This is a genomic window from Pseudomonas sp. R1-1 (assembly GCF_051132135.1).
Classification (GTDB): Bacteria; Pseudomonadota; Gammaproteobacteria; order Pseudomonadales; family Pseudomonadaceae; genus Aquipseudomonas.
This window is the reverse complement of sequence record NZ_CP071663.1, coordinates 5,011,400-5,034,721: the sequence shown is the minus strand read 5'-3', so window position 1 is coordinate 5,034,721 and position 23,322 is coordinate 5,011,400. Positions and strand designations below refer to the sequence as shown.

The 23,322-nt window shown below is 60.6% G+C and carries 24 protein-coding genes; 17 read left to right on the top strand and 7 right to left on the bottom strand.

Annotated elements, in window-relative coordinates:
* Nucleotides 1-16: 16 nt before the first annotated feature.
* A complete protein-coding gene (locus tag J3P75_RS22650) occupies nucleotides 17-568 on the bottom strand; it encodes an NUDIX hydrolase (protein WP_090281909.1) in 552 nt (183 codons plus the stop codon).
* Between the two features lie 147 nt (nucleotides 569-715).
* Between J3P75_RS22650 and J3P75_RS22645 the strand changes: the two genes are divergently transcribed.
* The 5 genes from J3P75_RS22645 (at nucleotide 716) to purT (ending at nucleotide 4,067) form a co-directional block, all read left to right on the top strand.
* On the top strand, nucleotides 716-1,315 hold the full coding sequence (locus J3P75_RS22645; protein ID WP_434708249.1) for a CoA pyrophosphatase: 600 nt from the start codon (nucleotides 716-718) through the stop codon (nucleotides 1,313-1,315).
* 45 nt (nucleotides 1,316-1,360) lie between these two features.
* Nucleotides 1,361-1,885, top strand: coding sequence for a gamma carbonic anhydrase family protein (locus J3P75_RS22640; protein ID WP_434708248.1), 525 nt, complete (start codon nucleotides 1,361-1,363; stop codon nucleotides 1,883-1,885).
* Nucleotides 1,882-2,091, top strand: coding sequence for a DUF1289 domain-containing protein (locus tag J3P75_RS22635; protein ID WP_434708247.1), 210 nt, complete (start codon nucleotides 1,882-1,884; stop codon nucleotides 2,089-2,091). Before J3P75_RS22640 ends, J3P75_RS22635 begins: the two co-directional genes overlap by 4 nt.
* Before the next feature lie 226 nt (nucleotides 2,092-2,317).
* On the top strand, nucleotides 2,318-2,785 hold the full coding sequence (locus J3P75_RS22630; protein ID WP_090281913.1) for a VUT family protein: 468 nt from the start codon (nucleotides 2,318-2,320) through the stop codon (nucleotides 2,783-2,785).
* A 100-nt stretch (nucleotides 2,786-2,885) separates the two neighbouring features.
* Nucleotides 2,886-4,067 (top strand): formate-dependent phosphoribosylglycinamide formyltransferase, encoded by a 1,182-nt coding sequence (purT, locus tag J3P75_RS22625; protein ID WP_434708246.1) that lies wholly within the window; start codon nucleotides 2,886-2,888, stop codon nucleotides 4,065-4,067.
* Nucleotides 4,068-4,181: 114 nt separating this feature from the next.
* Here the strand turns inward: purT and J3P75_RS22620 are convergent, their stop codons facing one another.
* The 3 genes from J3P75_RS22620 to J3P75_RS22610 all read right to left on the bottom strand — a co-directional run bounded on the left by J3P75_RS22620 (nucleotide 4,182) and on the right by J3P75_RS22610 (nucleotide 7,787).
* On the bottom strand, nucleotides 4,182-5,498 hold the full coding sequence (locus J3P75_RS22620) for an MFS transporter (protein ID WP_434708245.1): 1,317 nt from the start codon (nucleotides 5,496-5,498) through the stop codon (nucleotides 4,182-4,184).
* Between the two features lie 223 nt (nucleotides 5,499-5,721).
* Nucleotides 5,722-6,963, bottom strand: a complete 1,242-nt coding sequence (locus J3P75_RS22615; RefSeq protein ID WP_434708244.1) for a transporter associated domain-containing protein — start codon at nucleotides 6,961-6,963, stop codon at nucleotides 5,722-5,724.
* 11 nt (nucleotides 6,964-6,974) lie between these two features.
* A complete protein-coding gene (locus tag J3P75_RS22610) occupies nucleotides 6,975-7,787 on the bottom strand; it encodes a cytochrome C assembly family protein (RefSeq protein WP_090281917.1) in 813 nt (270 codons plus the stop codon).
* 210 nt (nucleotides 7,788-7,997) lie between these two features.
* Here J3P75_RS22610 and ffh point away from each other — a divergent pair, with 210 nt between their 5' ends.
* The 5 genes from ffh (at nucleotide 7,998) to rplS (ending at nucleotide 11,578) form a co-directional block, all read left to right on the top strand.
* Nucleotides 7,998-9,374: a signal recognition particle protein gene (gene ffh, locus J3P75_RS22605; RefSeq protein WP_090281918.1), complete on the top strand. Its 1,377-nt coding sequence runs from the start codon at nucleotides 7,998-8,000 to the stop codon at nucleotides 9,372-9,374.
* Nucleotides 9,375-9,634: 260 nt separating this feature from the next.
* The gene (gene rpsP, locus J3P75_RS22600) at nucleotides 9,635-9,886 is read left to right on the top strand and encodes a 30S ribosomal protein S16 (RefSeq protein ID WP_003185073.1); all 252 of its coding nucleotides are present in this window, start codon (nucleotides 9,635-9,637) and stop codon (nucleotides 9,884-9,886) included.
* Between the two features lie 5 nt (nucleotides 9,887-9,891).
* Complete coding sequence (gene rimM, locus J3P75_RS22595) at nucleotides 9,892-10,428, top strand: ribosome maturation factor RimM (protein WP_090281919.1); 537 nt, start codon at nucleotides 9,892-9,894, stop codon at nucleotides 10,426-10,428.
* Nucleotides 10,429-10,471: 43 nt separating this feature from the next.
* On the top strand, nucleotides 10,472-11,182 hold the full coding sequence (gene trmD / locus J3P75_RS22590; protein ID WP_231988031.1) for a tRNA (guanosine(37)-N1)-methyltransferase TrmD: 711 nt from the start codon (nucleotides 10,472-10,474) through the stop codon (nucleotides 11,180-11,182).
* Between the two features lie 45 nt (nucleotides 11,183-11,227).
* Entirely contained in the window at nucleotides 11,228-11,578 is a 351-nt protein-coding gene (gene rplS / locus J3P75_RS22585) for a 50S ribosomal protein L19 (protein WP_003175895.1), read from the top strand.
* A gap of 214 nt (nucleotides 11,579-11,792) precedes the next feature.
* Here the strand turns inward: rplS and J3P75_RS22580 are convergent, their stop codons facing one another.
* Complete coding sequence (locus tag J3P75_RS22580) at nucleotides 11,793-13,601, bottom strand: cation:proton antiporter (protein ID WP_434708243.1); 1,809 nt, start codon at nucleotides 13,599-13,601, stop codon at nucleotides 11,793-11,795.
* Between the two features lie 108 nt (nucleotides 13,602-13,709).
* Between J3P75_RS22580 and xerD the strand changes: the two genes are divergently transcribed.
* The 7 genes from xerD to J3P75_RS22545 all read left to right on the top strand — a co-directional run bounded on the left by xerD (nucleotide 13,710) and on the right by J3P75_RS22545 (nucleotide 20,926).
* On the top strand, nucleotides 13,710-14,606 hold the full coding sequence (xerD, locus tag J3P75_RS22575; RefSeq protein WP_394508521.1) for a site-specific tyrosine recombinase XerD: 897 nt from the start codon (nucleotides 13,710-13,712) through the stop codon (nucleotides 14,604-14,606).
* 169 nt (nucleotides 14,607-14,775) lie between these two features.
* The gene (gene dsbC / locus J3P75_RS22570; protein WP_203420873.1) at nucleotides 14,776-15,507 is read left to right on the top strand and encodes a bifunctional protein-disulfide isomerase/oxidoreductase DsbC; all 732 of its coding nucleotides are present in this window, start codon (nucleotides 14,776-14,778) and stop codon (nucleotides 15,505-15,507) included.
* Between the two features lie 131 nt (nucleotides 15,508-15,638).
* Nucleotides 15,639-16,943 (top strand): homoserine dehydrogenase, encoded by a 1,305-nt coding sequence (locus J3P75_RS22565; protein ID WP_090281924.1) that lies wholly within the window; start codon nucleotides 15,639-15,641, stop codon nucleotides 16,941-16,943.
* A gap of 107 nt (nucleotides 16,944-17,050) precedes the next feature.
* Nucleotides 17,051-18,460, top strand: a complete 1,410-nt coding sequence (gene thrC / locus J3P75_RS22560; protein ID WP_090281925.1) for a threonine synthase — start codon at nucleotides 17,051-17,053, stop codon at nucleotides 18,458-18,460.
* A 120-nt stretch (nucleotides 18,461-18,580) separates the two neighbouring features.
* Nucleotides 18,581-19,954, top strand: coding sequence for a transporter substrate-binding domain-containing protein (locus J3P75_RS22555; protein WP_434708242.1), 1,374 nt, complete (start codon nucleotides 18,581-18,583; stop codon nucleotides 19,952-19,954).
* Nucleotides 19,955-20,070: 116 nt separating this feature from the next.
* Nucleotides 20,071-20,478, top strand: a complete 408-nt coding sequence (locus tag J3P75_RS22550) for a response regulator (RefSeq protein WP_434708240.1) — start codon at nucleotides 20,071-20,073, stop codon at nucleotides 20,476-20,478.
* A 166-nt stretch (nucleotides 20,479-20,644) separates the two neighbouring features.
* Nucleotides 20,645-20,926: a DUF3509 domain-containing protein gene (locus tag J3P75_RS22545; protein ID WP_203420876.1), complete on the top strand. Its 282-nt coding sequence runs from the start codon at nucleotides 20,645-20,647 to the stop codon at nucleotides 20,924-20,926.
* 176 nt (nucleotides 20,927-21,102) lie between these two features.
* Here the strand turns inward: J3P75_RS22545 and J3P75_RS22540 are convergent, their stop codons facing one another.
* Both J3P75_RS22540 and J3P75_RS22535 read right to left on the bottom strand, forming a co-directional pair.
* On the bottom strand, nucleotides 21,103-22,083 hold the full coding sequence (locus J3P75_RS22540) for a TIGR02285 family protein (RefSeq protein WP_434708239.1): 981 nt from the start codon (nucleotides 22,081-22,083) through the stop codon (nucleotides 21,103-21,105).
* Nucleotides 22,010-23,209 carry a CaiB/BaiF CoA transferase family protein gene (locus J3P75_RS22535; protein WP_434708238.1) on the bottom strand — a complete coding sequence of 400 codons (1,200 nt, stop codon included), beginning with the start codon at nucleotides 23,207-23,209 and terminating at the stop codon, nucleotides 22,010-22,012. Before J3P75_RS22535 ends, J3P75_RS22540 begins: the two co-directional genes overlap by 74 nt.
* Nucleotides 23,210-23,322: the final 113 nt, after the last annotated feature.

Below are 23,322 nucleotides of genomic sequence, written 5' to 3'. Positions count from 1 at the left end.
CCGGTGCGCGACGAAATCAAGTGATGGCTGGTTGCGCCAGCGGTGGAATCGATTCCGAACGCACCGGGTAACTTTCGACGCGCCGATCCGCGAAGAAGCATTCCAGCGTGCGCCCCACTGTGCGGAACGCCAGATCGTCCCAAGGGATATCGGCTTCGTCGAACAGTTGCACTTCGAGGCTTTCGGGGCCGGCGGCAAAATCCAGATCGACCAGCTCGGCGCGGAAGAATACGTGAACCTGACTGATGTGCGGCACGTCGATCAGCGTATAGATGCTCAGGTTGCGCACGCGGGCGCAGGCCTCTTCAGCGGTTTCACGCACGGCGGCCTGCTCGATGGTCTCGCCGTTTTCCATGAAACCGGCGGGCAAGGTCCAGTAGCCCAGGCGTGGCTCGATGGCGCGGCGACAGAGCAGCACCTGGCGACCCCAGGTCGGCACGCAGCCGGCGACAATATTGGGATTTTGATAGTGAATGGTCTGACAGCTTTCGCAGACATATCGCAGCCGCGAATCGCCTTCGGGAATGCGCTGGGTGACCGGGTTACCGCAGTGGCTGCAAAATTTCATGCTGAGGTTCCTGAATGCTGCGCCTATCTTGGCGTGCAGCGGTGCCGGTCGGCAAGTTGTCGTTTCGCGACACGACGGGTTTCGCGGGCTTGGGCGCTCGCATCGATTGGTGCATGATGCCGGGTAAGGTACCGATCGAGAACACTCATGCTGGATGAGCTACTGCATAGGGTAAGCAACCATACACCGCGCACGCTGGAGACCGACGCACGCTTTCCCGAGGCCGCCGTACTGGTGCCGATCACCCGCAGCGACGAGCCGGAACTGGTCCTGACCCTGCGGGCCAGCGGGCTCTCGACCCACGGCGGCGAAGTCGCCTTCCCGGGCGGTCGACGCGACCCGGAAGACCCGGACCTGATCTTCACCGCGCTGCGTGAAGCCGAAGAGGAAATCGGTCTGCCACCGGGGCTGGTCGAAGTCATCGGCCCGCTCAGTACGTTGATCTCTCTGCATGGCATCAAGGTCACGCCGTACGTCGGGGTGATTCCCGATTTCGTCGAATACCAGCCCAACGACGCCGAAATCGCTGCGGTGTTCAGCGTGCCGCTGGAGTTCTTCCGCAAAGACCCGCGCGAGCACACCCATCGCATCGACTATCAAGGCCGCAGTTGGTACGTGCCGAGCTACCGCTTTGGCGAGTACAAGATCTGGGGGCTGACAGCGATGATGATCGTCGAACTGGTCAATCTGCTCTATGACGCCAGAATCAACCTGCACGAGCCGCCGAAAAGCTTCATCAATACCTAGCCATCGTTCGAATGGCCCATCACCGCAAGCCCTGAGGACCACACCATGAAATACCGCCTGGGCGACGCCCGTGTCGAAACCCATCCACAGAGCTGGGTCGCCCCCAATGCCGTGCTGGTGGGCAAGGTCAGACTGGAAGAGGGCGCCAACGTCTGGTTCAACGCCGTGCTGCGCGGTGACAACGAACTGATCCTGATCGGCAAGAACAGCAATGTGCAGGACGGCACGGTGATGCACACCGACATGGGCTACCCGCTGACCATCGGTACCGGCGTAACCATCGGCCACAACGCCATGCTGCACGGCTGCACGGTCGGCGATTACAGCCTGATCGGCATCAACGCGGTGATCCTCAACGGTGCGAAGATCGGCAAGAACTGCATCATTGGCGCCAATTCGCTGATCGGTGAGGGCAAGGAAATTCCCGATGGCTCACTGGTGATGGGCTCACCGGGCAAGGTCGTGCGTGAACTCACCGAGGCGCAGAAAAACATGCTCGAAGCCAGCGCCGCGCACTATGTGCGTAACTCCCAGCGTTACGCCCGCGATCTGGCAGAGCAAGAACAATGACCACCGCTGAACGACCTGTTGCCTCGCCCTGCGTCAATATCTGTGCGCTGGATGAGGCTGACGTCTGTACCGGGTGCCAGCGTACCGTCGAAGAGATTACTCGCTGGAGCCGTATGAGCAACGACGAGCGCCGGGTGGTGCTGGGGTTGTGCCATGAGCGGGCGAAGGCCAGTGGATTAGTCTGGATGATCCATTCGAAATCGTGACCGACCTCAAAATGCCCTCACCCTAGCCCTCTCCCGGGGGGAGAGGGGACTGACCGAGGTGTTTTGCGTTATACGTTGACCAGAAACACCGAGTCGAACTCAGATTTTGAAACGCCCCCGATCTGCTCCCTTTCCCCCTCGCCCCTTGGGGAGAGGGCTGGGGTGAGGGGTGGCTCTTGACCTTGCGGTCCAGTAACCTGTGCGCCAAACCACCAGGTCACCCTCCATGATTTTCCTCATCGCCTACATCAGCAGCGTCGTGCTGATCAACTTCGCCTTCTCCACCGCACCGCACCTGGACATCATCTGGTCGGCCTGGGGCGGGCTGGTGTTCGTGCTGCGTGACATGGTGCAAACGCGCTTCGGCCACGGTGCAATCGTGGCGATGCTGGCGGCGCTGGTGCTGTCCTATGTCACTTCCGATCCATCCATCGCGCTGGCCAGTGCCACGGCGTTCGCTGTCTCCGAGTGCATCGACTGGCTGGTGTTCAGCATCACCAAACGGCCGTTGCGCGACCGCCTGTGGATAAGTTCGGCGCTGAGCATTCCCCTCGATACCTTCATCTTCTTCGGCATGATCGACCTGCTGACCCCGCCGGTGATCATCACCGCCCTGGCCTCGAAATTCGCCGGCGTTACCGCCGTGTGGCTGATCATGGCCTGGCGCGAGCGCAAACAGGCTGTCGCCAGCTGAAGCCAAACCCTCGGGTTCATGTAAAATGCCGCGCTTTCTCCCCATGGAAAGCGCGGCTGGCGTTGCTTTCCTCGATGATCCGCTGCTTTGAGGACCTGAGATGACCCGTATCGGAACTCCACTGTCGCCAACCGCGACCCGCGTATTGCTGTGTGGCTGTGGTGAGTTGGGCAAGGAAGTGGTGATCGAGCTGCAGCGCCTGGGCGTTGAAGTGATTGCCGTCGACCGTTACGCCAACGCGCCGGCCATGCAGGTTGCGCATCGCAGCCATGTGATCAACATGCTCGACGGCGCCGCCCTGCGCGCCGTGATCGAAGCCGAGAAGCCGCACTTCATCGTGCCGGAAATCGAAGCCATCGCCACCGCCACTCTGGTCGAGCTGGAAGCCGAAGGCTTCACCGTGATCCCGACCGCCCGTGCGGCGCAGTTGACCATGAACCGCGAAGGCATCCGTCGTCTGGCCGCCGAAGAACTCGACCTGCCGACCTCGCCTTATCATTTCGCCGATACCTTCGAGGACTACAGCAAGGCCGTTGAAGACCTCGGCTTCCCGTGCGTCGTCAAACCGGTCATGAGTTCGTCGGGCAAAGGTCAGAGCCTGCTGCGCAGCGTCGATGACGTGCAGAAGGCCTGGGATTACGCGCAAGAGGGCGGTCGCGCCGGCAAAGGGCGGGTGATCATCGAAGGTTTCATCGACTTCGACTACGAAATCACCCTGCTGACCGTGCGTCACGTCGGTGGCACCACGTTCTGCGCGCCGGTCGGTCACCGTCAGGAAAAGGGCGATTATCAGGAATCCTGGCAGCCACAGGCCATGAGCCCGGTAGCCCTGGCTGAATCCGAGCGCGTGGCCAAAGCAGTGACTGAAGCGCTGGGTGGTCGTGGCATCTTCGGTGTCGAGCTGTTTATCAAGGGCGATCAGGTGTGGTTCAGCGAAGTGTCGCCGCGCCCGCATGACACCGGTCTGGTGACGCTGATTTCCCAGGATCTGTCGCAATTCGCCCTGCACGCTCGGGCGATTCTGGGCCTGCCAGTACCGCTGATCCGTCAGTTCGGGCCATCGGCTTCGGCGGTGATTCTGGTGGAAGGACAATCGACCCAGACTGCATTTGCCAACCTCGGCGCCGCACTGAGCGAGCCGGATACGGCGTTGCGTCTGTTCGGCAAACCTGAAGTGAACGGCCAGCGCCGCATGGGCGTGGCGCTGGCGCGGGATGAATCGATCGAGGCCGCGCGGGCCAAGGCGACCCGCGCGTCTCAAGCGGTTGTTGTAGACCTCTAAACCGCGTCGCGCCGATCGCCAGCAGGCTGGCTCCCACATTGGATTGAGTGATCACAAAATTTGTGGCCAACCGATTACCCCTGTGGGAGCCAGCCTGCTGGCGATGCTGTTGAATCAGGCCACCTGATTCAGATCGTTATTCCTCGTTTCCTTCAGGCACAGCACCGCAATCAAGCTCAGCACCGCTGCCGCCGACACATACCCGCCTACATAACTCAAACCGCCCATCGCCACCAGTTTCTGCGCAAAGAACGGTGCCGCCGAGGCGCCGACGATCCCGCCCAGGTTGTACGCCGCTGACGCGCCGGTATAACGCACATGGGTCGGAAACAGCTCCGGCAACAGCGCACCCATCGGCGCGAACGTCACGCCCATCAAGAACAGCTCGATGCACAGGAACAGCGCCACGCCCCAGGTCGAGCCCTGCGTCAGCAACGGCTCCATCAGAAACCCGGAAAGCACCGCCAGCACGCCGCCAATGATCAGCACCGGTTTGCGCCCGTAACGGTCACTCGCCCAGGCCGACAACGGTGTGGCAGCGGCCATGAACAGTACGGCAAAGCACAGCAGACCGAGGAAGGTCTCGCGGCTGTAACCCAGCGTGGACACGCCGTAACTCAGGGAAAACACCGTCGAGATATAGAACAGCGCGTAGCACACCACCATCGCCGCCGCGCCCAGCAACGTCGGCGCCCAGTAATGGCTGAACAGCTCGACCAGCGGCACTTTCACCCGCTCCTGACGAGCAATCGCGTTGGCAAATACCGGCGTTTCATGCAGCTTGAGGCGTACATACAGGCCGACCATCACCAGCGCGGCGCTGAGCAGAAACGGAATGCGCCAGCCCCAGCTGCGGAACTGCTCGTCGTCGAGGGTCATGGCCAGGGTCAGAAACAGACCATTGGCGGCAAGAAAACCGATCGAAGGCCCGAGTTGCGGGAACATGCCGAACCAGGCGCGTTTGCCTTTCGGTGCGTTTTCCGTGGCCAGCAATGCGGCCCCGCCCCATTCGCCGCCCAGTCCCAAGCCTTGGCCGAAGCGCAGCACACACAGCAGAATTGGCGCCCATGCGCCGATGCTGTCATACCCCGGCAGGACGCCGATCAATGTGGTGCAGACGCCCATCAACAGTAGCGAGGCGACCAGGGTCGATTTGCGCCCGATGCGGTCACCGAAGTGGCCGAACAGCGCCGAGCCGAGCGGGCGGGCGAGGAAGGCGATGCCGAATGTGAGAAACGCCGAGAGCATCTGTGCGGTGCCCGACGTCTGCGGGAAGAACACCGGCCCGATCACCAGCGCGGCGGCGGTGGCGTAAACGTAGAAGTCGTAGAACTCGATGGCGGTGCCGATAAAACTGGCCGTCGCCACGCGGGTGGCGGAATTGGTCGGCTGGGCAGGCGCGCTGTCGCGCAAAGCGGTCGTGGTGGTCATGCGGTGATCCCTGACAGTCATGAGCTCCGTTGGAGCGAATTATTATGGTCGAACACCCAGGGATGTGGGGTAGGGCGCGAGCGCTGTTTCGAGTAGGAACAGTCGTCGGTTTGCAACGGAAACAGTCGCGATCCGTGGCGTGCCGGGTAAGCACAGGGATCGACGGCGCTTGGGTAAGCTCGGCGATTATAGGAAGCGCGCTAACGATTGAACAAGAGGCGATCTAGCGTGCCGGTACCAGGGCCGGCACAGAGGCGGTCAGCCAGATCAGCACTTTGCTCACGCGGTTGTCTTCGGTCTCGAGGATTTCCAGGCGATAACGGCCGATTTTCAGGCAAACCGCGCTTTCCGGAATGGTTTCCAATGCCTCGGTCACCAGCCCGTTAAGGGTTTTTGGCCCGTCGCTGGGCAGGTGCCAGCCCAGGCATTTGTTCAGTTCGCGGATCGACGCCGCACCATCAATCACCATGCGCCCGTCGGCTTGCGGGTGGATGTGCGGGTTATCGAGGCTGTGCTCGCTTTCGAATTCGCCAACGATCTCTTCGAGAATGTCTTCCAGCGTGACGATGCCGAGCACCTCGCCGTATTCATCGACCACCATGCCCAGGCGCCGCTGCTGCTTGTGGAAGTTCAACAGTTGCAGTTGCAGCGGGGTGCTTTCCGGAACGAAGTACGGTTCGTAGCTGGCTGCCAGCAAGGCTTCGCGCGTCAGATCGCCGTTGCTCAGCAAGTGGCCGACCTGACGGGTGTTGAGTACCGCTTCGACCTGGTTGATGTCGCTGTGAAACACCGGCAGGCGCGTGCGTTCGTTATGGCGCAGTTGCTCGATGATCGCTTCGATCGGATCGTCGAGGTTGATACCTTCAACGTCACTGCGCGGCACCAGAATGTCGTTGACCGTGATGTTGTCCAGCGCGTGAATCCCGGAGGCCGGGTGTGCGCGAACCGGATGCTCGGCATCGTCGTGGCGGTCGGCCGGCACGTCATCTTCGCTGTGCTGAACGACTTGAGCCTTGCGCACGAACGGGCTCATCAGCAAACCGCTGAGGCGGCTCAACAGCCAGGCCAACGGATAGACGATTTTCAGCGGCACCGTAAGCAGGGTATTGCCGAGCGCCAGCACGGCATCGGGATAACGCTGTGCCACGCTGCGCGGGAAGTAATCGGCGAACACCAGCAGGATGGCGCCGACGCCGAGGCATGCTGCCCAGGGGCCGTTTTGCGCACACAGGAAAATCGCCAGCAAGGTGGCAATCACCACCGCCAGCGCGCGGCACAGGGTGTTGCACAGGATCAGGCTGTCGAGCGGGAAGTTCAGCTTGGCCAGCGGCTTATCGCTGGCGCGCGAGGCGGTGCGCTGCGCGAGCAAATGCTGTTGCGCGATTTCGACGGCGGTAAACAGCCCTGACCAGACAATCAGCAGAGCGAATACCGCGAGCATCGGCCCCAGGGGCAAACCGTCCATTTATACGCTCGTCAGATGTGCAGAATGTATTCGCGAACCAGTTTGCTGCCGAAATACGCCAACATCAGCAGGCAGAAACCGGCGAGCGTCCAGCGAATCGCCTTGTGGCCACGCCAGCCGAGACGATTGCGCCCCCACAGCAGCACGCTGAACACGATCCACGCCAGGCAGGCCAGCAGGGTCTTGTGCACCAGATGCTGGGCGAACAGGTTCTCGACGAACAGCCAGCCGGAGATCAGCGACAACGACAGCAGCGTCCAGCCGGCCCAGAGGAAGCCGAACAGCAGACTTTCCATGGTTTGCAGTGGCGGGAAGTTCTTGATCAGCCCGGACGGGTGCTTGTGTTTGAGCTGGTGGTCTTGCACCAGCAGCAGCAAGGCCTGGAACACCGCGATGGTAAACATGCCGTAGGCAAGGATCGACAGCAGGATGTGGGCGAGAATGCCCGGTTCTTCATCGATGATCTGCACCGTGCCGGTCGGCGCGAATTGCGCCAGCAGCACGGTGATCGCGCCGAGCGGGAACAGCAGCACCAACAGGTTCTCTACCGGTATGCGGGAACAGGCGAGCAATGTCAGTGCGATCACCGCTGCGGCGATCAGGCTGGAGGCGCTGAAGAAGTCCAGGCCCAGGCCGATCGGCGTCAGCAGATGAGTCAGCAGGCTGGCGCCGTGGGCGACGACGGCGAGCACGCCGAGGCTGACCAGCAGGCGCTTGTTCGCCTTGGCGCCAGTGGCCAGACGGGTGCTTTGATACAGGGTCGCAGCGGCATACAGGAGGGCGGCGGCGAGGGTGGTCAGTAAGCTGGGTGACAAGGGGAGCATAAATCCTGATGGGCGGGCCCGAAAGACGCTGAGTTTGGCATAGAACCGCCGCGACACGAAAGACTCGGCAAGCTGACAGCGAGGTGTGCGCCGGACGCAGTCTTCGCTATAATCCGCGACCTGCCCACGCCGCAGGCTCGCCGAGCACATGTTGATTCCGGTCTGGGCCGCCATTATCCCGGTCTGTACAGGGCCTGAAAGGATCGCGCAATGTTTGAAAACTTAACCGACCGTCTCTCGCAGACGCTGCGCCATGTCACCGGCAAGGCGAAGCTTACCGAGGACAACATCAAAGACACCCTGCGTGAAGTGCGCATGGCGTTGCTCGAAGCCGACGTCGCGCTGCCGGTGGTCAAGGACTTCGTCAATTCGGTCAAGGAACGCGCCGTCGGCACCGAGGTGTCGCGCAGCCTGACGCCGGGCCAGGCGTTCGTGAAGATCGTCCAGGCCGAACTCGAAAGCCTGATGGGCGCGGCCAACGAAGACTTGAACCTGAGCGCCGTGCCGCCAGCGGTCATTCTGATGGCCGGTCTGCAGGGTGCCGGTAAAACCACCACCGCCGGCAAACTCGCGCGCTTCCTTAAAGAGCGCAAGAAAAAGTCGGTCATGGTCGTGTCGGCGGACGTTTACCGTCCGGCGGCGATCAAGCAGTTGGAAACCCTGGCCAACGATATCGGCGTGACGTTCTTTCCGTCCGACCTGAGTCAGAAGCCGGTCGACATCGCCAGCGCCGCTATTAAAGAAGCCAAACTGAAATTCATCGACGTGGTTATCGTCGATACCGCCGGTCGTTTGCACATCGACGAAGAGATGATGGGCGAGATCAAGGCGTTGCACGCCGCGATCAACCCGGTCGAAACGCTGTTCGTGGTCGATGCCATGACCGGCCAGGACGCCGCCAACACGGCCAAGGCCTTCGGTGATGCGCTGCCGCTGACCGGCGTGATCCTGACCAAGGTCGACGGCGACGCCCGTGGCGGTGCCGCGCTGTCGGTGCGTGCCATCACTGGCAAGCCGATCAAGTTCATCGGTATGGGCGAGAAGAGCGAAGCGCTCGATCCGTTCCATCCCGAGCGTATCGCCTCGCGCATCCTTGGCATGGGCGACGTGCTCAGCCTGATCGAACAGGCCGAAGCGACCCTCGACAAGGACAAGGCCGACAAACTGGCCAAGAAGCTGAAGAAGGGCAAGGGCTTCGACCTCGAAGACTTCCGTGATCAGCTACAACAGATGAAGAACATGGGCGGCCTCGGCGGGCTCATGGACAAGCTGCCGAGCATCGGTGGCGTCAACCTGTCGCAAATGGGCAATGCCCAGAACGCCGCAGAGAAGCAGTTCAAACAGATGGAAGCCATCATCAACTCGATGACCCCGGCCGAGCGCCGCGATCCGGAGCTGATCAGCGGTTCGCGCAAGCGCCGTATCGCCATGGGTTCCGGTACTCAGGTGCAGGACATCGGCCGCTTGATCAAGCAGCACAAGCAGATGCAGAAGATGATGAAGAAATTCTCCGCCAAGGGCGGGATGGCGAAAATGATGCGTGGCATGGGCGGCATGTTGCCCGGCGGCGGCATGCCGAAAATGTAAGACAGGACACCAAGACTTCGCCGGTCGTCGCACCGGCGCAGACCCTGCAAGGACGCAGGATCAACAGCAAACCCGCACTCGGCGGGAGCTGACTGGCCGTTTTCATCGACGGCTCTCATGCAAATCTGCACGGCATGCCACAGGCGCCGGAAAAAGTCATTTGCAAATATCCGGATATTCCTTAGAATATGCGGCCTTTCGGGCACCCATGCCCGCTGTGCATTTAGATTTGCAGCACCGACTACAGGAACGATGTTCACATGCTAACAATCCGTCTTGCCCTTGGCGGCTCCAAAAAGCGCCCGTTTTACCACCTGACCGTAACCGACTCGCGTAACCCGCGTGACGGCTCCCACAAAGAACAGGTTGGCTTCTTCAACCCTGTTGCCCGTGGTCAGGAAATCCGTCTGTCCGTGAACCAAGAGCGCGTAGCCTACTGGCTGAGCGTTGGTGCACAGCCTTCTGAGCGCGTTGCTCAGTTGTTGAAGGAATCTGCCAAGGCTGCGGCCTGAGCAATATGAACGCGACGCCTGCTGTTGCCGATGATTTGATCGTTATTGGCAAAATTTATTCTGTTCATGGCGTTCGCGGCGAAGTGAAGGTGTATTCCTTTACTGATCCGACTGAAAACCTGTTGCAGTACAAAACCTGGACGCTCAAGCGCGAAGGCAATGTCAAACAGGTCGAGCTGGTCAGTGGACGCGGGAGCGACAAGTTCCTGGTCGCCAAGCTCAAGGGTCTTGATGATCGTGAAGAAGCTCGTCTTCTGGCCGGTTACGAGATCTGCGTGCCGCGCAACCTGTTCGCTGAATTGACCGAAGGCGAGTACTACTGGTACCAGCTGGAAGGTCTGAAGGTCATCGACACCCTTGGGCAATTGCTCGGGAAAATCGATCATCTTCTGGAAACCGGCGCCAATGATGTAATGGTCGTCAAGCCTTGCGCTGGCAGCCTGGATGATCGCGAACGCCTGTTGCCGTATACCGGGCAATGCGTGTTGGCCGTCGACCTGGCCGCGGGCGAGATGAAGGTGGATTGGGACGCGGACTTCTGACGTGGCTAACTTGCGCGTTGAAGTGATCAGTTTGTTTCCCGAGATGTTTTCCGCCATTGGCGATTACGGCATCACCAGTCGTGCGGTCAAACAGGGGCTCTTGCAGCTGACCTGTTGGAATCCGCGAGATTACACGACGGATCGGCATCACACTGTGGACGATCGCCCGTTTGGCGGTGGTCCGGGCATGGTGATGAAGATCAAGCCCCTGGAAGATGCTCTGGTTCAGGCCAAGGCAGCAGCCGGGGAGGCGGCGAAGGTGATTTACCTGTCCCCGCAAGGCCGTCAACTGACTCAGTCGGCGGTACGCGAGCTGGCACAATCGGATGCATTGATCCTGATTGCCGGCCGCTATGAAGGCATTGACGAGCGCTTTATTGAGGCTCATGTCGATGAAGAGTGGTCGATTGGCGACTATGTACTGTCTGGCGGCGAGCTGCCGGCGATGGTCCTGATCGATGCGGTTACACGACTGCTGCCTGGAGCTTTAGGGCATGCGGATTCCGCTGAGGAAGATTCCTTTACGGATGGTCTGCTGGATTGCCCGCACTACACCCGACCGGAGGTGTATGCGGATCAGCGTGTTCCCGACGTGTTGCTAAGTGGCAATCACGCGCATATCCGGCGTTGGCGTTTACAGCAGTCCCTTGGTCGGACCTATGAACGACGCGCCGATCTTCTGGAAAGCCGCTCGCTTTCTGGAGAAGAGAAGAAGCTGCTCGAGGAATACATCCGCGAGCGGGACGATAGTTAACAACGTATCGATGGTAGATCGAACGATTTACCTTAGGAGCACAGCATGACCAACAAAATCATCCTTGCACTCGAAGCAGAGCAGATGACCAAAGAAATCCCTACCTTTGCCCCGGGCGACACCATTGTCGTTCAGGTGAAAGTGAAGGAAGGCGATCGTTCCCGTCTGCAAGCGTTCGAAGGCGTTGTCATCGCCAAGCGTAACCGCGGCGTGAACAGTGCGTTCACCGTCCGTAAAATCTCCAACGGTGTTGGCGTAGAACGTACTTTCCAGACCTACTCGCCGCAAATCGACAGCATGGCTGTCAAGCGTCGCGGTGACGTACGTAAAGCCAAGCTGTACTACCTGCGCGACCTGTCGGGTAAAGCAGCTCGCATCAAGGAAAAACTGGCTTAAGTCCAGCTTCCGATGCAGAAAAAAGCAGCCTTCGGGCTGCTTTTTTGTTGCCTGCGTTTTGTGCTGCAAAGGTCTTCAGTCTATCCGTGTCCGAGTTGCGGCTTTCGCGAGCAGGCTCGCTCCCACAGGGGAGAACGCATTCCAAATGTGAGATTTGCTCACACACGGGAACGCATGCTCAATGTGGGAGCGAGCCTGCTCGCGAATCGATCTGTCAGGCGCTGGAAGCTTCCGGTTGTATCAAGGCCAGCAACGTCCACCCCGCCCCCGGCTTCAGAGCCGTTTCCGGCGTCACCACATGCACCCAGCCACTGTCATCGCGCATGAACAGCAACGTCGCACGACTGCCATGCAGCCCGCGGTAATCCTCCCAGCCAAAGCCGTCCGTCAACGTTGTGCTGTACAGCTCGGCGCCCTGGCCCATTTGCCCGGCCAGTTTCGAATAGGTCAGGGCCTCACTGCCCAGTTGATTGCCGCGATGCTCCAGACTCGCCCGATGCTTGTCGCTACGCCGACTCTCATGTCCGCTGGCCAGACCAAACAAACGCTGATGGCCGAAGTCATGACGAAAGCGCATCGCCGCCAATGTGTTGAGTTCACCCGACGGCGACAGCGCGAGCAAATGCCCCAGCCCGACCAGATCCAGATGTGCATCGGCGTGCTGCGAGGCCGGGTTGCCGAAGTAGGTCGGCAAACCTTCCATGCGCGCCGCACGAATGTTTTCCCAGCTCGAGTCGGTCAGCAGCACGCGACTGCCCAGCTGTTGCAATGATTTGCCCAGTTCTCGCGCCGGGCCGTTGGCGCCGACGATCAGGAAGCCACTCGGCGCTGGTTCCGCGACTTTTAGCAAGCGTGCCAGCGGGCGCGCCGTCGCACTTTGCAGGACCACCGTGCCGATAATGACCGCGAACGTCAGCGGCACCAGCAACAGCGCACCTTCATGGCCGGCTGCGTCCAGGCGAATGGCGAAAATCGCCGACACCGCAGCCGCGACGATTCCGCGTGGGGCAATCCAGCACAGCAGCGCGCGTTCACGCCAGCTCAGGCTGGAGCCCGCCGTACTGAGCAGCACGTTCAACGGGCGGGCGACCAACTGGATCACCAACAGCAGAATCAACACCAGCGGCCCCAGCCCGATCAGCGCATTCAGGTCGAGCCGCGCCGCCAACAGGATGAACAACCCGGAAATCAGCAATACGCTGAGGTTTTCTTTGAAGTGCAGGATGTGCCGCACATCCACGCCTTTCATGTTCGCCAGCCACATGCCCATCAGCGTGACCGCCAGCAAACCGGACTCATGCATCACCGCGTTGGCGGCAATAAAGATCCCGAGCACCGCGGCCAGTGAGGCAAGGTTGTGTAGATATTCCGGCAGCCATTGTCGGCGGATCACCGTGCCGAGCACCCAGCCGCCGACAATGCCGAACGCTGCACCGCAGACAATCACCCCACCGAAGGTGAACAGGCTCTGCTTGAGGCCATGGCCTTCGGCGCTGGCAATAATGAAGCTGTACACCACCACGGCGAGCAGGGCGCCGATCGGGTCGATGACGATGCCCTCCCAGCGCAGAATGTTGGCGATCGAGGCTTTCGGCCGCACCACTCGCAGCATCGGTACGATCACCGTTGGGCCGGTGACGAGCGTCAGGCTGCCGAACAGGATCGCCAGCATCCAGTCGAAACCGAGCAGAAAATGCGTGGCGACTGCGATGACGATCCAGGTCGAAATCGCCCCGACCGTGACCAGTCGATGGACGACGCTGCCGATCTCTTTCCACTCCGATAGATGCAGAGTCAGACTGCCCTCGAACAGAATCAGCGCGACCGCCAGCGACACCAGTGGCATCAACAGCGGGCCGAACATTTCCTGCGGATCGAGCCAGCCAAGCACCGGGCCGACGAGGATACCGGTCAACAGCAGAAACAGAATCGCCGGCAACTTCAGGCGCCAGGCCAACCACTGGCAACCGAGCGCTGCCGCGCCAATCCCGCCAAATGCCAATAGAATTTGCTGCTCGTTCATTGAGGCTCCCTGTTCCTTGATTTAGCGGGCTATGAAAGACTAGCGCCCATTCCTACAGTTCACTCGACATTCGCGCGCAGACATTTACGCTGCGCACCCTGAGCGCCCATGCCTGCCATCGACCATCCGCTGATTGACCAATTCCTCGACGCTTTATGGCTGGAAAAAGGCCTGTCCGACAACACCCGCGGCGCCTACCGCAGCGATCTGGCACTGTTCAATGGCTGGCTACAGGAGAAAAACCTCGAGCTGATCAACGCCGGCCGCGAGCTGATCCTTGATCATTTGGCCTGGCGCCTGGAGCAGAACTACAAACCGCGCTCCACGGCCAGATTCCTCTCCGGTGTGCGTGGCTTTTATCGCTATTTGCTGCGGGAAAAACTGATCAGTGTCGACCCGACCTTGCGCGTCGACATGCCGCAACTGGGTAGGCCATTGCCCAAGTCGCTGTCAGAGGCCGACGTCGAAGCGTTGCTCAAGGCCCCGGACCTGAGCGAAGCCATTGGCCAGCGTGATCGCGCCATGCTCGAAGTCCTCTATGCCTGCGGCTTGCGCGTGACCGAACTGGTCAGCCTGACGCTGGAGCAGGTCAACCTGCGCCAGGGTGTGCTGCGGGTGATGGGCAAGGGCAGCAAGGAGCGGCTGGTACCGATGGGTGAGGAGGCGATCGTCTGGGTTGAGCGCTACATGCGCGACGGGCGTGGCGAATTGCTCGGTGGGCGGCCCAGCGATGTGTTGTTTCCCAGCCAGCGCGGCGAACAGATGACCCGCCAGACCTTCTGGCACCGGATCAAGCATCAGGCCAAGGTTGCCGGCATCAACAAATCGCTGTCACCGCACACCCTGCGTCACGCATTTGCCACGCACTTGCTCAACCACGGCGCGGATTTGCGCGTGGTGCAGATGTTGCTCGGCCATAGCGATTTGTCCACAACGCAAATCTACACCCACGTCGCGCGCGCGCGCCTGCAGGACCTGCACGCCAAACACCACCCGCGCGGCTGAACACACAACCCTTGTGGGAGCGAGTCGTCCTGAAAGTGTAGCGACCGGCGCATTCGGCCACCGTGGCCTTATGTGTTAGGCTTTGCCGGTTTGCACGATGGGCGGTTATGACCCGGTGTTCCGGCACGGGCGTTCTGATCGTTCCATTTGTCCGCCTTCAGGAGTTCTCATGCGTCTGACCCAGATTTTCGCCGCCGCAGCCCTTGCGTTGGTCAGCACCTTTGCCGCCGCCGATGACGCGGCCGACAAAGCCATTCGTCAAAGCCTGGAAAAGCTCGAACTCGAGGTTCCGGTCGAAAGCATCAGCGCCAGCCCGCTGCCGGGCATGTACGAAGTCAAGCTCAAGGGCAGCCGCGTGCTCTACGCCAGTGCCGACGGCCAGTACATCGTTCAGGGCAACCTGTACCAACTGGCGAACGGCAAACCGGTCAACCTGACCGAGAAGACCGAACGTCTGGGCATCTCCAAATTGATCAACGCCATCCCGGTGGCCGAGACCGTGGTTTATCCGGCGGTCGGCGAAACCAAATCGCACATCACCGTATTCACCGACACCACCTGCCCGTACTGCCACAAACTGCACGCCGAAGTGCCGGAGCTGAACAAGCGCGGCATTGAAGTGCGTTATGTGGCGTTCCCGCGTCAGGGCCTGAATTCGCCGGGCGATGAACAGCTGCAAGCGGTGTGGTGCTCGAAAGACAAGAAAGCTGCCATGGACAAAATGGTCGATGGCAAGGAAATCAAGGCCGCCAAGTGCGATAACCCGGTTTCCAGGCAGTTCGCCCTCGGTCAGTCGATCGGCGTGAACGGCACACCGGCCATCGTTTTGGCCGACGGACAAGTCATTCCGGGCTACCAGCCTGCGCCACAAGTCGCCAAACTGGCGCTGGGCGCGAAGTAATTCGCATCGTCACGGTCCGCCGCTGACGATCATGGTCCGGCAGCCACATCGCCGGGCCATCAATAGAGAGCCGCGAGCACGCGGTTGTTTTCCGGCCGACCCTGCGTCGGCCGTTTTATGGGGAGTTCACAGTGAATCCGGTCAAAGTAGGCATCTGTGGGTTAGGGACCGTCGGTGGCGGTACCTTCAACGTACTTCAGCGCAACGCCGAGGAAATTGCTCGTCGTGCCGGGCGTGGGATCGAAGTGGCACAAATTGCCATGCGCACGCCAAAGCCTCAGTTCCAGACGACCGGTATTGCGATTACCAACGATGTCTTCGAAGTGGCCACGAACCCTGAGATCGACATCGTCATAGAGCTGATGGGCGGCTACACCGTTGCCCGCGAGCTGGTACTCAAGGCCATCGAGAATGGCAAGCATGTGGTCACCGCGAACAAGGCGCTGATAGCCGTTCACGGTAATGAGATTTTCGCCAAGGCACGCGAGAAAGGCGTGATCGTGGCATTCGAAGCCGCGGTGGCCGGTGGCATTCCGGTGATCAAGGCGATTCGTGAAGGCCTGTCGGCCAACCGCATCAACTGGGTTGCGGGGATCATCAACGGCACCGGCAACTTCATCCTCACCGAAATGCGCGAGAAGGGCCGTACGTTCGAAGACGTGCTGGCCGAAGCGCAGGCGCTGGGTTATGCCGAAGCCGATCCGACCTTCGACGTCGAAGGCATCGATGCGGCGCACAAGCTGACCATCCTGGCCTCGATCGCGTTCGGTATTCCGCTGCAGTTCGACAAGGCCTACACCGAAGGCATCACCAAACTGACCACCGCTGACGTCAACTACGCCGAAGCGCTGGGCTATCGCATCAAGCACCTGGGTGTGGCGCGCAGCACTGCCGCCGGCATTGAATTGCGTGTGCATCCGACGTTGATCCCGGCCGATCGCCTGATCGCCAACGTCAACGGGGTGATGAACGCGGTGATGGTCAACGGTGACGCGGCCGGTTCGACGCTGTTCTACGGCGCTGGTGCCGGCATGGAGCCCACCGCGTCGTCGGTGATCGCCGACCTGGTCGACGTGGTGCGTGCAATGACCTCCGACCCGGAAAACCGCGTACCGCACCTGGCCTTTCAGCCGGACTCGCTGTCGGCGCATCCGATTCTGCCGATCGAAGCCTGCGAAAGCGCTTATTACCTGCGCATTCAGGCCAAGGACCACCCGGGCGTTCTCGCTCAGGTGGCGAGCATCCTGTCGGAGCGCGGCATCAATATCGAATCGATCATGCAGAAGGAAGTCGAAGAGCATGACGGCCTGGTGCCGATGATCCTGCTGACCCACCGCGTAGTCGAGCAGCGCATCAACGATGCGATCGCCGCCCTTGAAGCACTCGCAGGCGTTGACGGCCCGGTCGTACGGATCCGCGTCGAACATTTGAACTAAAAAAGCAGCGGCAAGCTTCGAGCTGCAAGCGGCAAGAGAGAAGCAGTCTGGCTTTACTTGCGACTTGCAGCTAGCAGCTTGCAGCTCAAACCGAAGGTTTGAAAAAAATGCGATATATCAGTACTCGCGGCCAGGCACCGGCCCTGAATTTCGAAGAAGTCCTGCTGGCCGGTCTGGCCACGGACGGCGGTCTGTACGTCCCGGAAAACCTGCCGCGTTTCACCCAGGAAGAAATCGCTTCCTGGGCCGGTCTGCCGTATCACGAGCTGGCCTTCCGGGTGATGCGCCCGTTCGTGACCGGCAGCATTCCCGACGCCGATTTCAAAAAGATTCTTGAAGAAACCTACGCGGTCTTCGCCCACAGCGCAGTGGCGCCGTTGCGTCAGCTCAACGGCAATGAATGGGTGATGGAGCTGTTCCACGGCCCGACCCTGGCGTTCAAGGACTTCGCCCTGCAACTGCTGGGTCGCCTGCTCGACTACGTGCTGGAAAAGCGCGGCGAGCGCGTGGTAATCGTCGGCGCTACCTCGGGTGATACCGGTTCGGCGGCCATCGAAGGCTGCAAGCACTGCGAAAACGTCGACATTTTCATCCTGCACCCGCACAACCGGGTTTCGGAAGTGCAGCGCCGGCAGATGACCACGATCGTTGGCGAGAACATCCATAACATCGCCATCGAAGGCAACTTCGACGACTGCCAGGAAATGGTCAAGAACAGCTTCGCCGACCAGAGCTTCCTCAAAGGCACACGTCTGGTGGCGGTGAACTCGATCAACTGGGCGCGGATCATGGCCCAGATCGTCTACTACTTCCACGCCTCGCTGCAGTTGGGCGGGCCGGCGCGTTCGGTGTCGTTCTCGGTGCCGACCGGCAACTTCGGCGACATCTTCGCCGGGTACCTGGCGCGCAACATGGGCCTGCCGATCAACCAGTTGATCGTCGCCACCAACCGCAACGACATCCTGCACCGCTTCATGAGCGGCAACCAGTACGTCAAGGAAACCCTGCACGCCACGCTGTCGCCGTCGATGGACATCATGGTCTCGTCGAACTTCGAACGCTTGCTGTTCGACCTGCACGGTCGCAACGGTGCGGCGATCGCCGGGTTGATGGACTCGTTCAAGCAGGGCGGCGGTTTCAGCGTTGAACAGGAGCGCTGGACCGAAGCGCGCAAACTGTTCGATTCGCTGGCGGTGGACGATGCGCAAACCTGCGAGACCATCGCCGAAGTCTATGCGCAGACCGGTGAGGTGCTGGATCCGCACACCGCAATCGGCGTCAAGGCCGCGCGCGAATGCCGTCGCAGCCTGGACATCCCGATGGTGATCCTCGGCACTGCGCATCCGGTTAAATTCCCCGATGCAGTAGAGAAAGCCGGTGTAGGAAAAGCGCTCGAACTGCCTGCACATCTTTCTGATTTGTTTGAGCGAAACGAGCGCTGCACCGTTTTGCCGAACGAGCTGAAAGCCGTACAGGCCTTTGTCAGCCAGCATGGCAACCGCGGCAAGCCCCTGTAAGCCCCTAAAAGCTGTCACATTTTGAAGCCCGTCTCCTGACGGGCTTTTTTGTTTTCGCTGCCACACTGCTCGGGTTTTCACCCACGCAGGACGGGTGAGTCGATCACGAAGGAAGTGGCAATGCTGTTTGATAGAGGTTTGAAACCGGCACTGATTGGGGTGTTGTTGTGCGGATTGCTGGGGTTGATGCGTTGCAGCGTGGCGGCGCAACTGACGCTGCACGGCGATGCCGCGGCGCACAACGTACAGCCCGTCGAACTGGCTGCACACGAGCGCGAGTGGATTCGCGATAACCCCACGGTCACCGTGGCGTCGTTGCAATACCCGTTGTATCTGTTTCAGGACGAACACGGCCAGTGGAGCGGTTTGAACAACGATGTGCTCAAGCGGGTGACGGCGATGACCGGCTTGCAGTTTGTACACCAGGAATCGTTCTCCACCGATCACATGCTCGAGCGCCTGCAGAGCGGCGCGGCGGATATCAGTACGACGTTGGCCGTGAGTGAGGAGCGCAAGGCGTTTCTCGATTACAGCCACGCCTTCGGTGGGGCGGGGTGGGTTTTTGTCGGACGCGCCGAAGCGCCGCGGCTGGAGTCTTTCGAGCAACTGGCCGGACGCAGGCTGGTGCTGCCGGCCCGGCATGCCCTGGAAGACACGATCAGGCGCGACTTCCCGACCATCGAGATTCATTCGGTCAAGACCTACGCCGAGGCGCGAGCATTGGTCGAAAGCGGCGAAGCCTACGCCACCATCGAAAATGAAATCGGCGCGCAGCTTTACCCGTTGGGTCTGCTCAAGGTCGGCGGGCTGGTGGAGGGCAAGTGGGAGGCGGACAACCTCGCGGTGCGCAAAGGTATGCCGGAGCTTTTGGGAATTCTCAACAAGGCTCTGGAGGCCTTTCCGCCTGCCGAGCTGCGCGCGATCCGCTTGAAATGGCTGGAAGGAATAGCACCGGTGCCCGTGCCCGGCGTCGGCCAGCAACTGCTCGAATGGGCGTGCTGGGCCATGGGCGGGCTCGGCGTGTTCGGTTTGCTGTCACTGGTGTGGAATCGGCGGCTGACGGCGGTGATCAAGCTGCGCCGTGCGGCGGAAAAGGATCTGGGCGATCAACTGGCGTTTCAGCACGCATTGATCGACGCCTTGCCTGACCCGGTATTCGTCCGCGATCTGCACGGGCGCCTGATCACCTGCAACCGCAGCTATGAGGAGGCGCTGTCGGTGCGCCTGGATCAGGTCACCGGGCGCTTGCTGATCGAACTCGACACGCTGCCCGAAGCCACGGCGTTGATGCTCCATGAGGAGTTCATGCTGCAGTTGCGCACGCGCAAGTCGCGCTTCAGCAAACGCCGCTTGCAGTTCAATAACGGCCCGCGCGAGGTCTATCAATGGACCGTGCCGTTCTACAGCGCCGATGGCAAATTGCGCGGGTTGTTGGGCGGCTGGACGGACATCTCTCAGCGCCGGGCGGAGAGCGGGTGTCAGTGTCCACAATGAAGATGGGAAATGTCCTATAAGACGCGGCTACTTTTCCGATGGGAGGCTTAGGACGGCTGGCCTAGAGTGACAACCACTGCGGTGAGAGTCCGCGATTGTCGCTCCAGAGGTCGCTTATGCGCTCGCTTAAAGTCCTGATACTTGAACCCAATCCGTTCCAGCTGATGGCGTTGCACCAGATGCTCAATGCCGTCGGCATCTATGACGTCCTCACCGCACCGTCGCTGGCAGCGGCCTTGGGGTCGCTGGAATACCGCGGCGTGGTCGACATTGCCATCTGCGATCCGCAATTGAAGGGCGGTGATGGCCTGGCGCTGATGCAGCACCTGGCGGCTCGCCAGCAAGCGCGTGCAGTGATTCTGCTGGGGGCTGTCGCACCGAGTCTGCTCAATGATCTCGAGCCACTGCTGGACGAGCACGGCGTGCGTTTGTTGGGGCGCCTGCAGACGCCGGTATCGGCAGTGCTGATGCGAGGTTTGCTCGACAGTTATCTGAGCGCGGCAGCATCGCCACTCGGTGTGTAAAGCGTATGGCAGTTTTTCTGTCATCTTCGCCGGGCATGCTCTGCCAGACCGGTGACCCTGCGACAGGGAGGCAATCGATACGCAGAACTTTCTTCCCGGGCCGGTGGTCATTTATGGTGTACACGCCCCAGGCGCACAGTTTTCGGACTATTGAGTGGAGATCGAGATGGAAAGTATCAGTCTATTGCTCGGTGAGGCTCTGAGCCCGTATCAGGTTTCGTTGACCCCCAGCGGCCGCCATGGCCAATGCCTGGTGACGCTGAAGAACAGTCACGGCGCCATCGTGGTGGAGCGCGAATTCAATCAGGCGCAATTGACCGACAAGCGCCTGCTGACCGATGTCGTCGATGGTCTGCACCGTGACGTGCTGATCGCTGAAGGCCGGCTCGAACCCTGCGTGATCGCGGCCTTGCGCAACGCCGCGCTGGACAAGCGGGCAGCGCTGTAAAGATGAAATTTTTTTTGTGGGAACCTTCCTGCATTCCTGTCAGTCAGACCCCATAACAGCAGGATCAAGCATTGTGCTCCGGTGCTTGTCGCTTGCTGCTACGGGTCTTTATGTAGGCCACGTTTAACCCCGAGTCGTCTCCCCACTTCTCGGGGTTTCTTTTTGCCTGCGATTATTCATTGCGCGGCCTGGTGGTCGAAAAATACGCGGGCCTGTTGCAGATAGTCCGCCCGCCGCTCCGGGTCGAGCCAATCGGCGTACAGCTGATTGAGCGGTTCGTGGGGCAGGGTGCGCAGCAGACCGTTGATCTCGGCGATGGCCCGACGTCCTTCGGCGGAGTTGGAGCACGCCACATGCCCGGAGAGATATTTCTGCGTACCGCGAATCGGGTAGAACGCCAGTTCATCCTCGGCAATCTGCGCCTGCGTGGCCTGATAGCGGATCTCCGGCCAATAACCGAGCACCACCTGCAAACGACCCAGACGCTGCATCGATAGCAGGTTGCTCAGCGCGTCGTTGCCGTAGTGTGGCGTCAAGGCGCCGCGCGGCGCCTGCTGCAAGAGGCTGTCGATGACCTCGCCATAGCTGCGTTCGGCGACGATGCCGACCTTGCGCTCAGGCGCCGCAAGCAAAGCCGCCAGATCGACTTCACCTTCCACCAGGTACGGCGCGAGAACGCCGCGATCCTTTTTGCGCACCACCAGACCGTTGCTCACGGCGCGGATCGCCGGTATCGAATAGACAATCCACTGCGCACGCTCCTTGCTCCACAGAAGCGCCGGATCGCAGGCAAACGAGTGTTCCTGAAGCATTTGCAAACCGCGGGCGCGATTGACCCGCAGCATTGTGTGCTCGTATTGCGGCATCCCGGCAATCAGCTGTGGCAGCAAATGATCGATGACGCCCTGACCCTTTTTCGGGCCTTCGAAAATGGTCATCGGCGGCAGGTCGCGCAACAACCAGATCAGCGTCGGTTTTGCCTGCGCTGCGCCTGACAGCGTGAGCAGGCACAGCAAGCCGAACAGCCGCCACGTCCACCCGGACCGGGCGCGATTGGCAGGCGAGGGCAGTCGGCGCTTCAGCTTAAATGGCTCCGTCTTCGCGTAACCTGGCGATCTGCTTTTCGTCGTAGCCAAGGTCTTGGAGTACCTGCGCATTGTGCTCACCCAGTTGCGGTCCGACCCATTCGGAACTGCCGGGTGTCTCGGACAGTTTCGGCACGATGCCGGGCATCTTGAAATCCTTGCCGTCGGGCAATTTCGCATGCAGGAACATTTCTCGCGCCAGGTATTGCGGATCGCTGAACATGTCCTCGGCGCTGAAAATCCGGCTGGCCGGCACTTCGGCCTGATTGAGCAGGTCGAGCACGGTTTGCAGTGGCAGCGAATTGACCCAGCGATCGATCACTCCGTACAGCTCGTCGCGGCGGCTGTCGCGTCCGTCGTTGCTGGCCAGCGCCGGGTCGTTGGCCAGGTCTTCACGACCAATGATCAGCATGAAGCGTTTGAAGATCGCATCGCCGTTGGCACCAATCTGCACATGCTTGCCATCGGCGCTGGTGTGAATGGAGGAGGGCGTGATGCCCGGCATGATGTTGCCACTGCGCTCGCGGATGAAGCCGAACACATCGAACTCCGGCACCATGCTTTCCATCATCGCGAAAATCGCTTCATACAGCGCGACATCGACAACCTGGCCGAGGCCACCGTTGACTTCGCGGTGCCGCAGCGCCATCAGCGCGCCGATCACGCCCCACAGCGCGGCAATCGAGTCGCCGATGGAAATCCCGGTGCGCACGGGCGGCCGGTCTTCGAAACCGGTGATGTAACGCAAACCGCCCATGGATTCGCCGACCGCGCCGAAACCGGGCTGGTCTTTCATCGGCCCGGTCTGGCCGAAACCGGACAGGCGCACCATCACCAGTTTCGGGTTCAGCGCGTGCAGGGTGTCCCAGCTCAGGCCGAGTTTTTCCAGCACGCCGGGGCGGAAGTTTTCGATCAGAATGTCGGCTTCGCCGAGCAGTTGTTTGAGGATTGCCAGACCGTCCGGGTGCTTCAGGTTCAGCGTCAGCGATTTCTTGTTGCGCGCCTGGACAAACCACCACAGCGAGGTGCCTTCATAGAGCTTTCGCCATTTGCGCAGCGGGTCGCCACCGTCGGGTGATTCGATCTTGATCACTTCGGCGCCGAACTCGCCGCAAATACGCGAGGCAAACGGCCCGGCAATCAATGTTCCCAATTCAATGACTTTCAGACCCGAGAGCGGTTTGCTGGTGAACGGCATGCGAGATCCTGTAGGACAAGGCTGAGCGGATACAGCGTTTTAACATAGCCGGCCGTCAGACGCCGCAGCTTGATCGCCATCAACTCGATGATTGCCTACCGCATCGGTTAGAC

Bases quoted from the DNA above. Each gene is read 5' to 3' on its own strand.
- J3P75_RS22650 (WP_090281909.1), bottom strand. From the start codon at position 568: ATGAAATTTTGCAGCCACTGCGGTAACCCGGTCACCCAGCGCATTCCC.
- J3P75_RS22645 (WP_434708249.1), top strand. From the start codon at position 716: ATGCTGGATGAGCTACTGCATAGGGTAAGCAACCATACACCGCGCACG.
- J3P75_RS22640 (WP_434708248.1), top strand. From the start codon at position 1,361: ATGAAATACCGCCTGGGCGACGCCCGTGTCGAAACCCATCCACAGAGC.
- J3P75_RS22635 (WP_434708247.1), top strand. From the start codon at position 1,882: ATGACCACCGCTGAACGACCTGTTGCCTCGCCCTGCGTCAATATCTGT.
- J3P75_RS22630 (WP_090281913.1), top strand. From the start codon at position 2,318: ATGATTTTCCTCATCGCCTACATCAGCAGCGTCGTGCTGATCAACTTC.
- purT (WP_434708246.1), top strand. From the start codon at position 2,886: ATGACCCGTATCGGAACTCCACTGTCGCCAACCGCGACCCGCGTATTG.
- J3P75_RS22620 (WP_434708245.1), bottom strand. From the start codon at position 5,498: ATGACCACCACGACCGCTTTGCGCGACAGCGCGCCTGCCCAGCCGACC.
- J3P75_RS22615 (WP_434708244.1), bottom strand. From the start codon at position 6,963: ATGGACGGTTTGCCCCTGGGGCCGATGCTCGCGGTATTCGCTCTGCTG.
- J3P75_RS22610 (WP_090281917.1), bottom strand. From the start codon at position 7,787: ATGCTCCCCTTGTCACCCAGCTTACTGACCACCCTCGCCGCCGCCCTC.
- ffh (WP_090281918.1), top strand. From the start codon at position 7,998: ATGTTTGAAAACTTAACCGACCGTCTCTCGCAGACGCTGCGCCATGTC.
- rpsP (WP_003185073.1), top strand. From the start codon at position 9,635: ATGCTAACAATCCGTCTTGCCCTTGGCGGCTCCAAAAAGCGCCCGTTT.
- rimM (WP_090281919.1), top strand. From the start codon at position 9,892: ATGAACGCGACGCCTGCTGTTGCCGATGATTTGATCGTTATTGGCAAA.
- trmD (WP_231988031.1), top strand. From the start codon at position 10,472: ATGTTTTCCGCCATTGGCGATTACGGCATCACCAGTCGTGCGGTCAAA.
- rplS (WP_003175895.1), top strand. From the start codon at position 11,228: ATGACCAACAAAATCATCCTTGCACTCGAAGCAGAGCAGATGACCAAA.
- J3P75_RS22580 (WP_434708243.1), bottom strand. From the start codon at position 13,601: ATGAACGAGCAGCAAATTCTATTGGCATTTGGCGGGATTGGCGCGGCA.
- xerD (WP_394508521.1), top strand. From the start codon at position 13,710: ATGCCTGCCATCGACCATCCGCTGATTGACCAATTCCTCGACGCTTTA.
- dsbC (WP_203420873.1), top strand. From the start codon at position 14,776: ATGCGTCTGACCCAGATTTTCGCCGCCGCAGCCCTTGCGTTGGTCAGC.
- thrC (WP_090281925.1), top strand. From the start codon at position 17,051: ATGCGATATATCAGTACTCGCGGCCAGGCACCGGCCCTGAATTTCGAA.
- J3P75_RS22555 (WP_434708242.1), top strand. From the start codon at position 18,581: ATGCTGTTTGATAGAGGTTTGAAACCGGCACTGATTGGGGTGTTGTTG.
- J3P75_RS22550 (WP_434708240.1), top strand. From the start codon at position 20,071: ATGCGCTCGCTTAAAGTCCTGATACTTGAACCCAATCCGTTCCAGCTG.
- J3P75_RS22545 (WP_203420876.1), top strand. From the start codon at position 20,645: ATGGAAAGTATCAGTCTATTGCTCGGTGAGGCTCTGAGCCCGTATCAG.
- J3P75_RS22540 (WP_434708239.1), bottom strand. From the start codon at position 22,083: ATGCGCAGGTACTCCAAGACCTTGGCTACGACGAAAAGCAGATCGCCA.
- J3P75_RS22535 (WP_434708238.1), bottom strand. From the start codon at position 23,209: ATGCCGTTCACCAGCAAACCGCTCTCGGGTCTGAAAGTCATTGAATTG.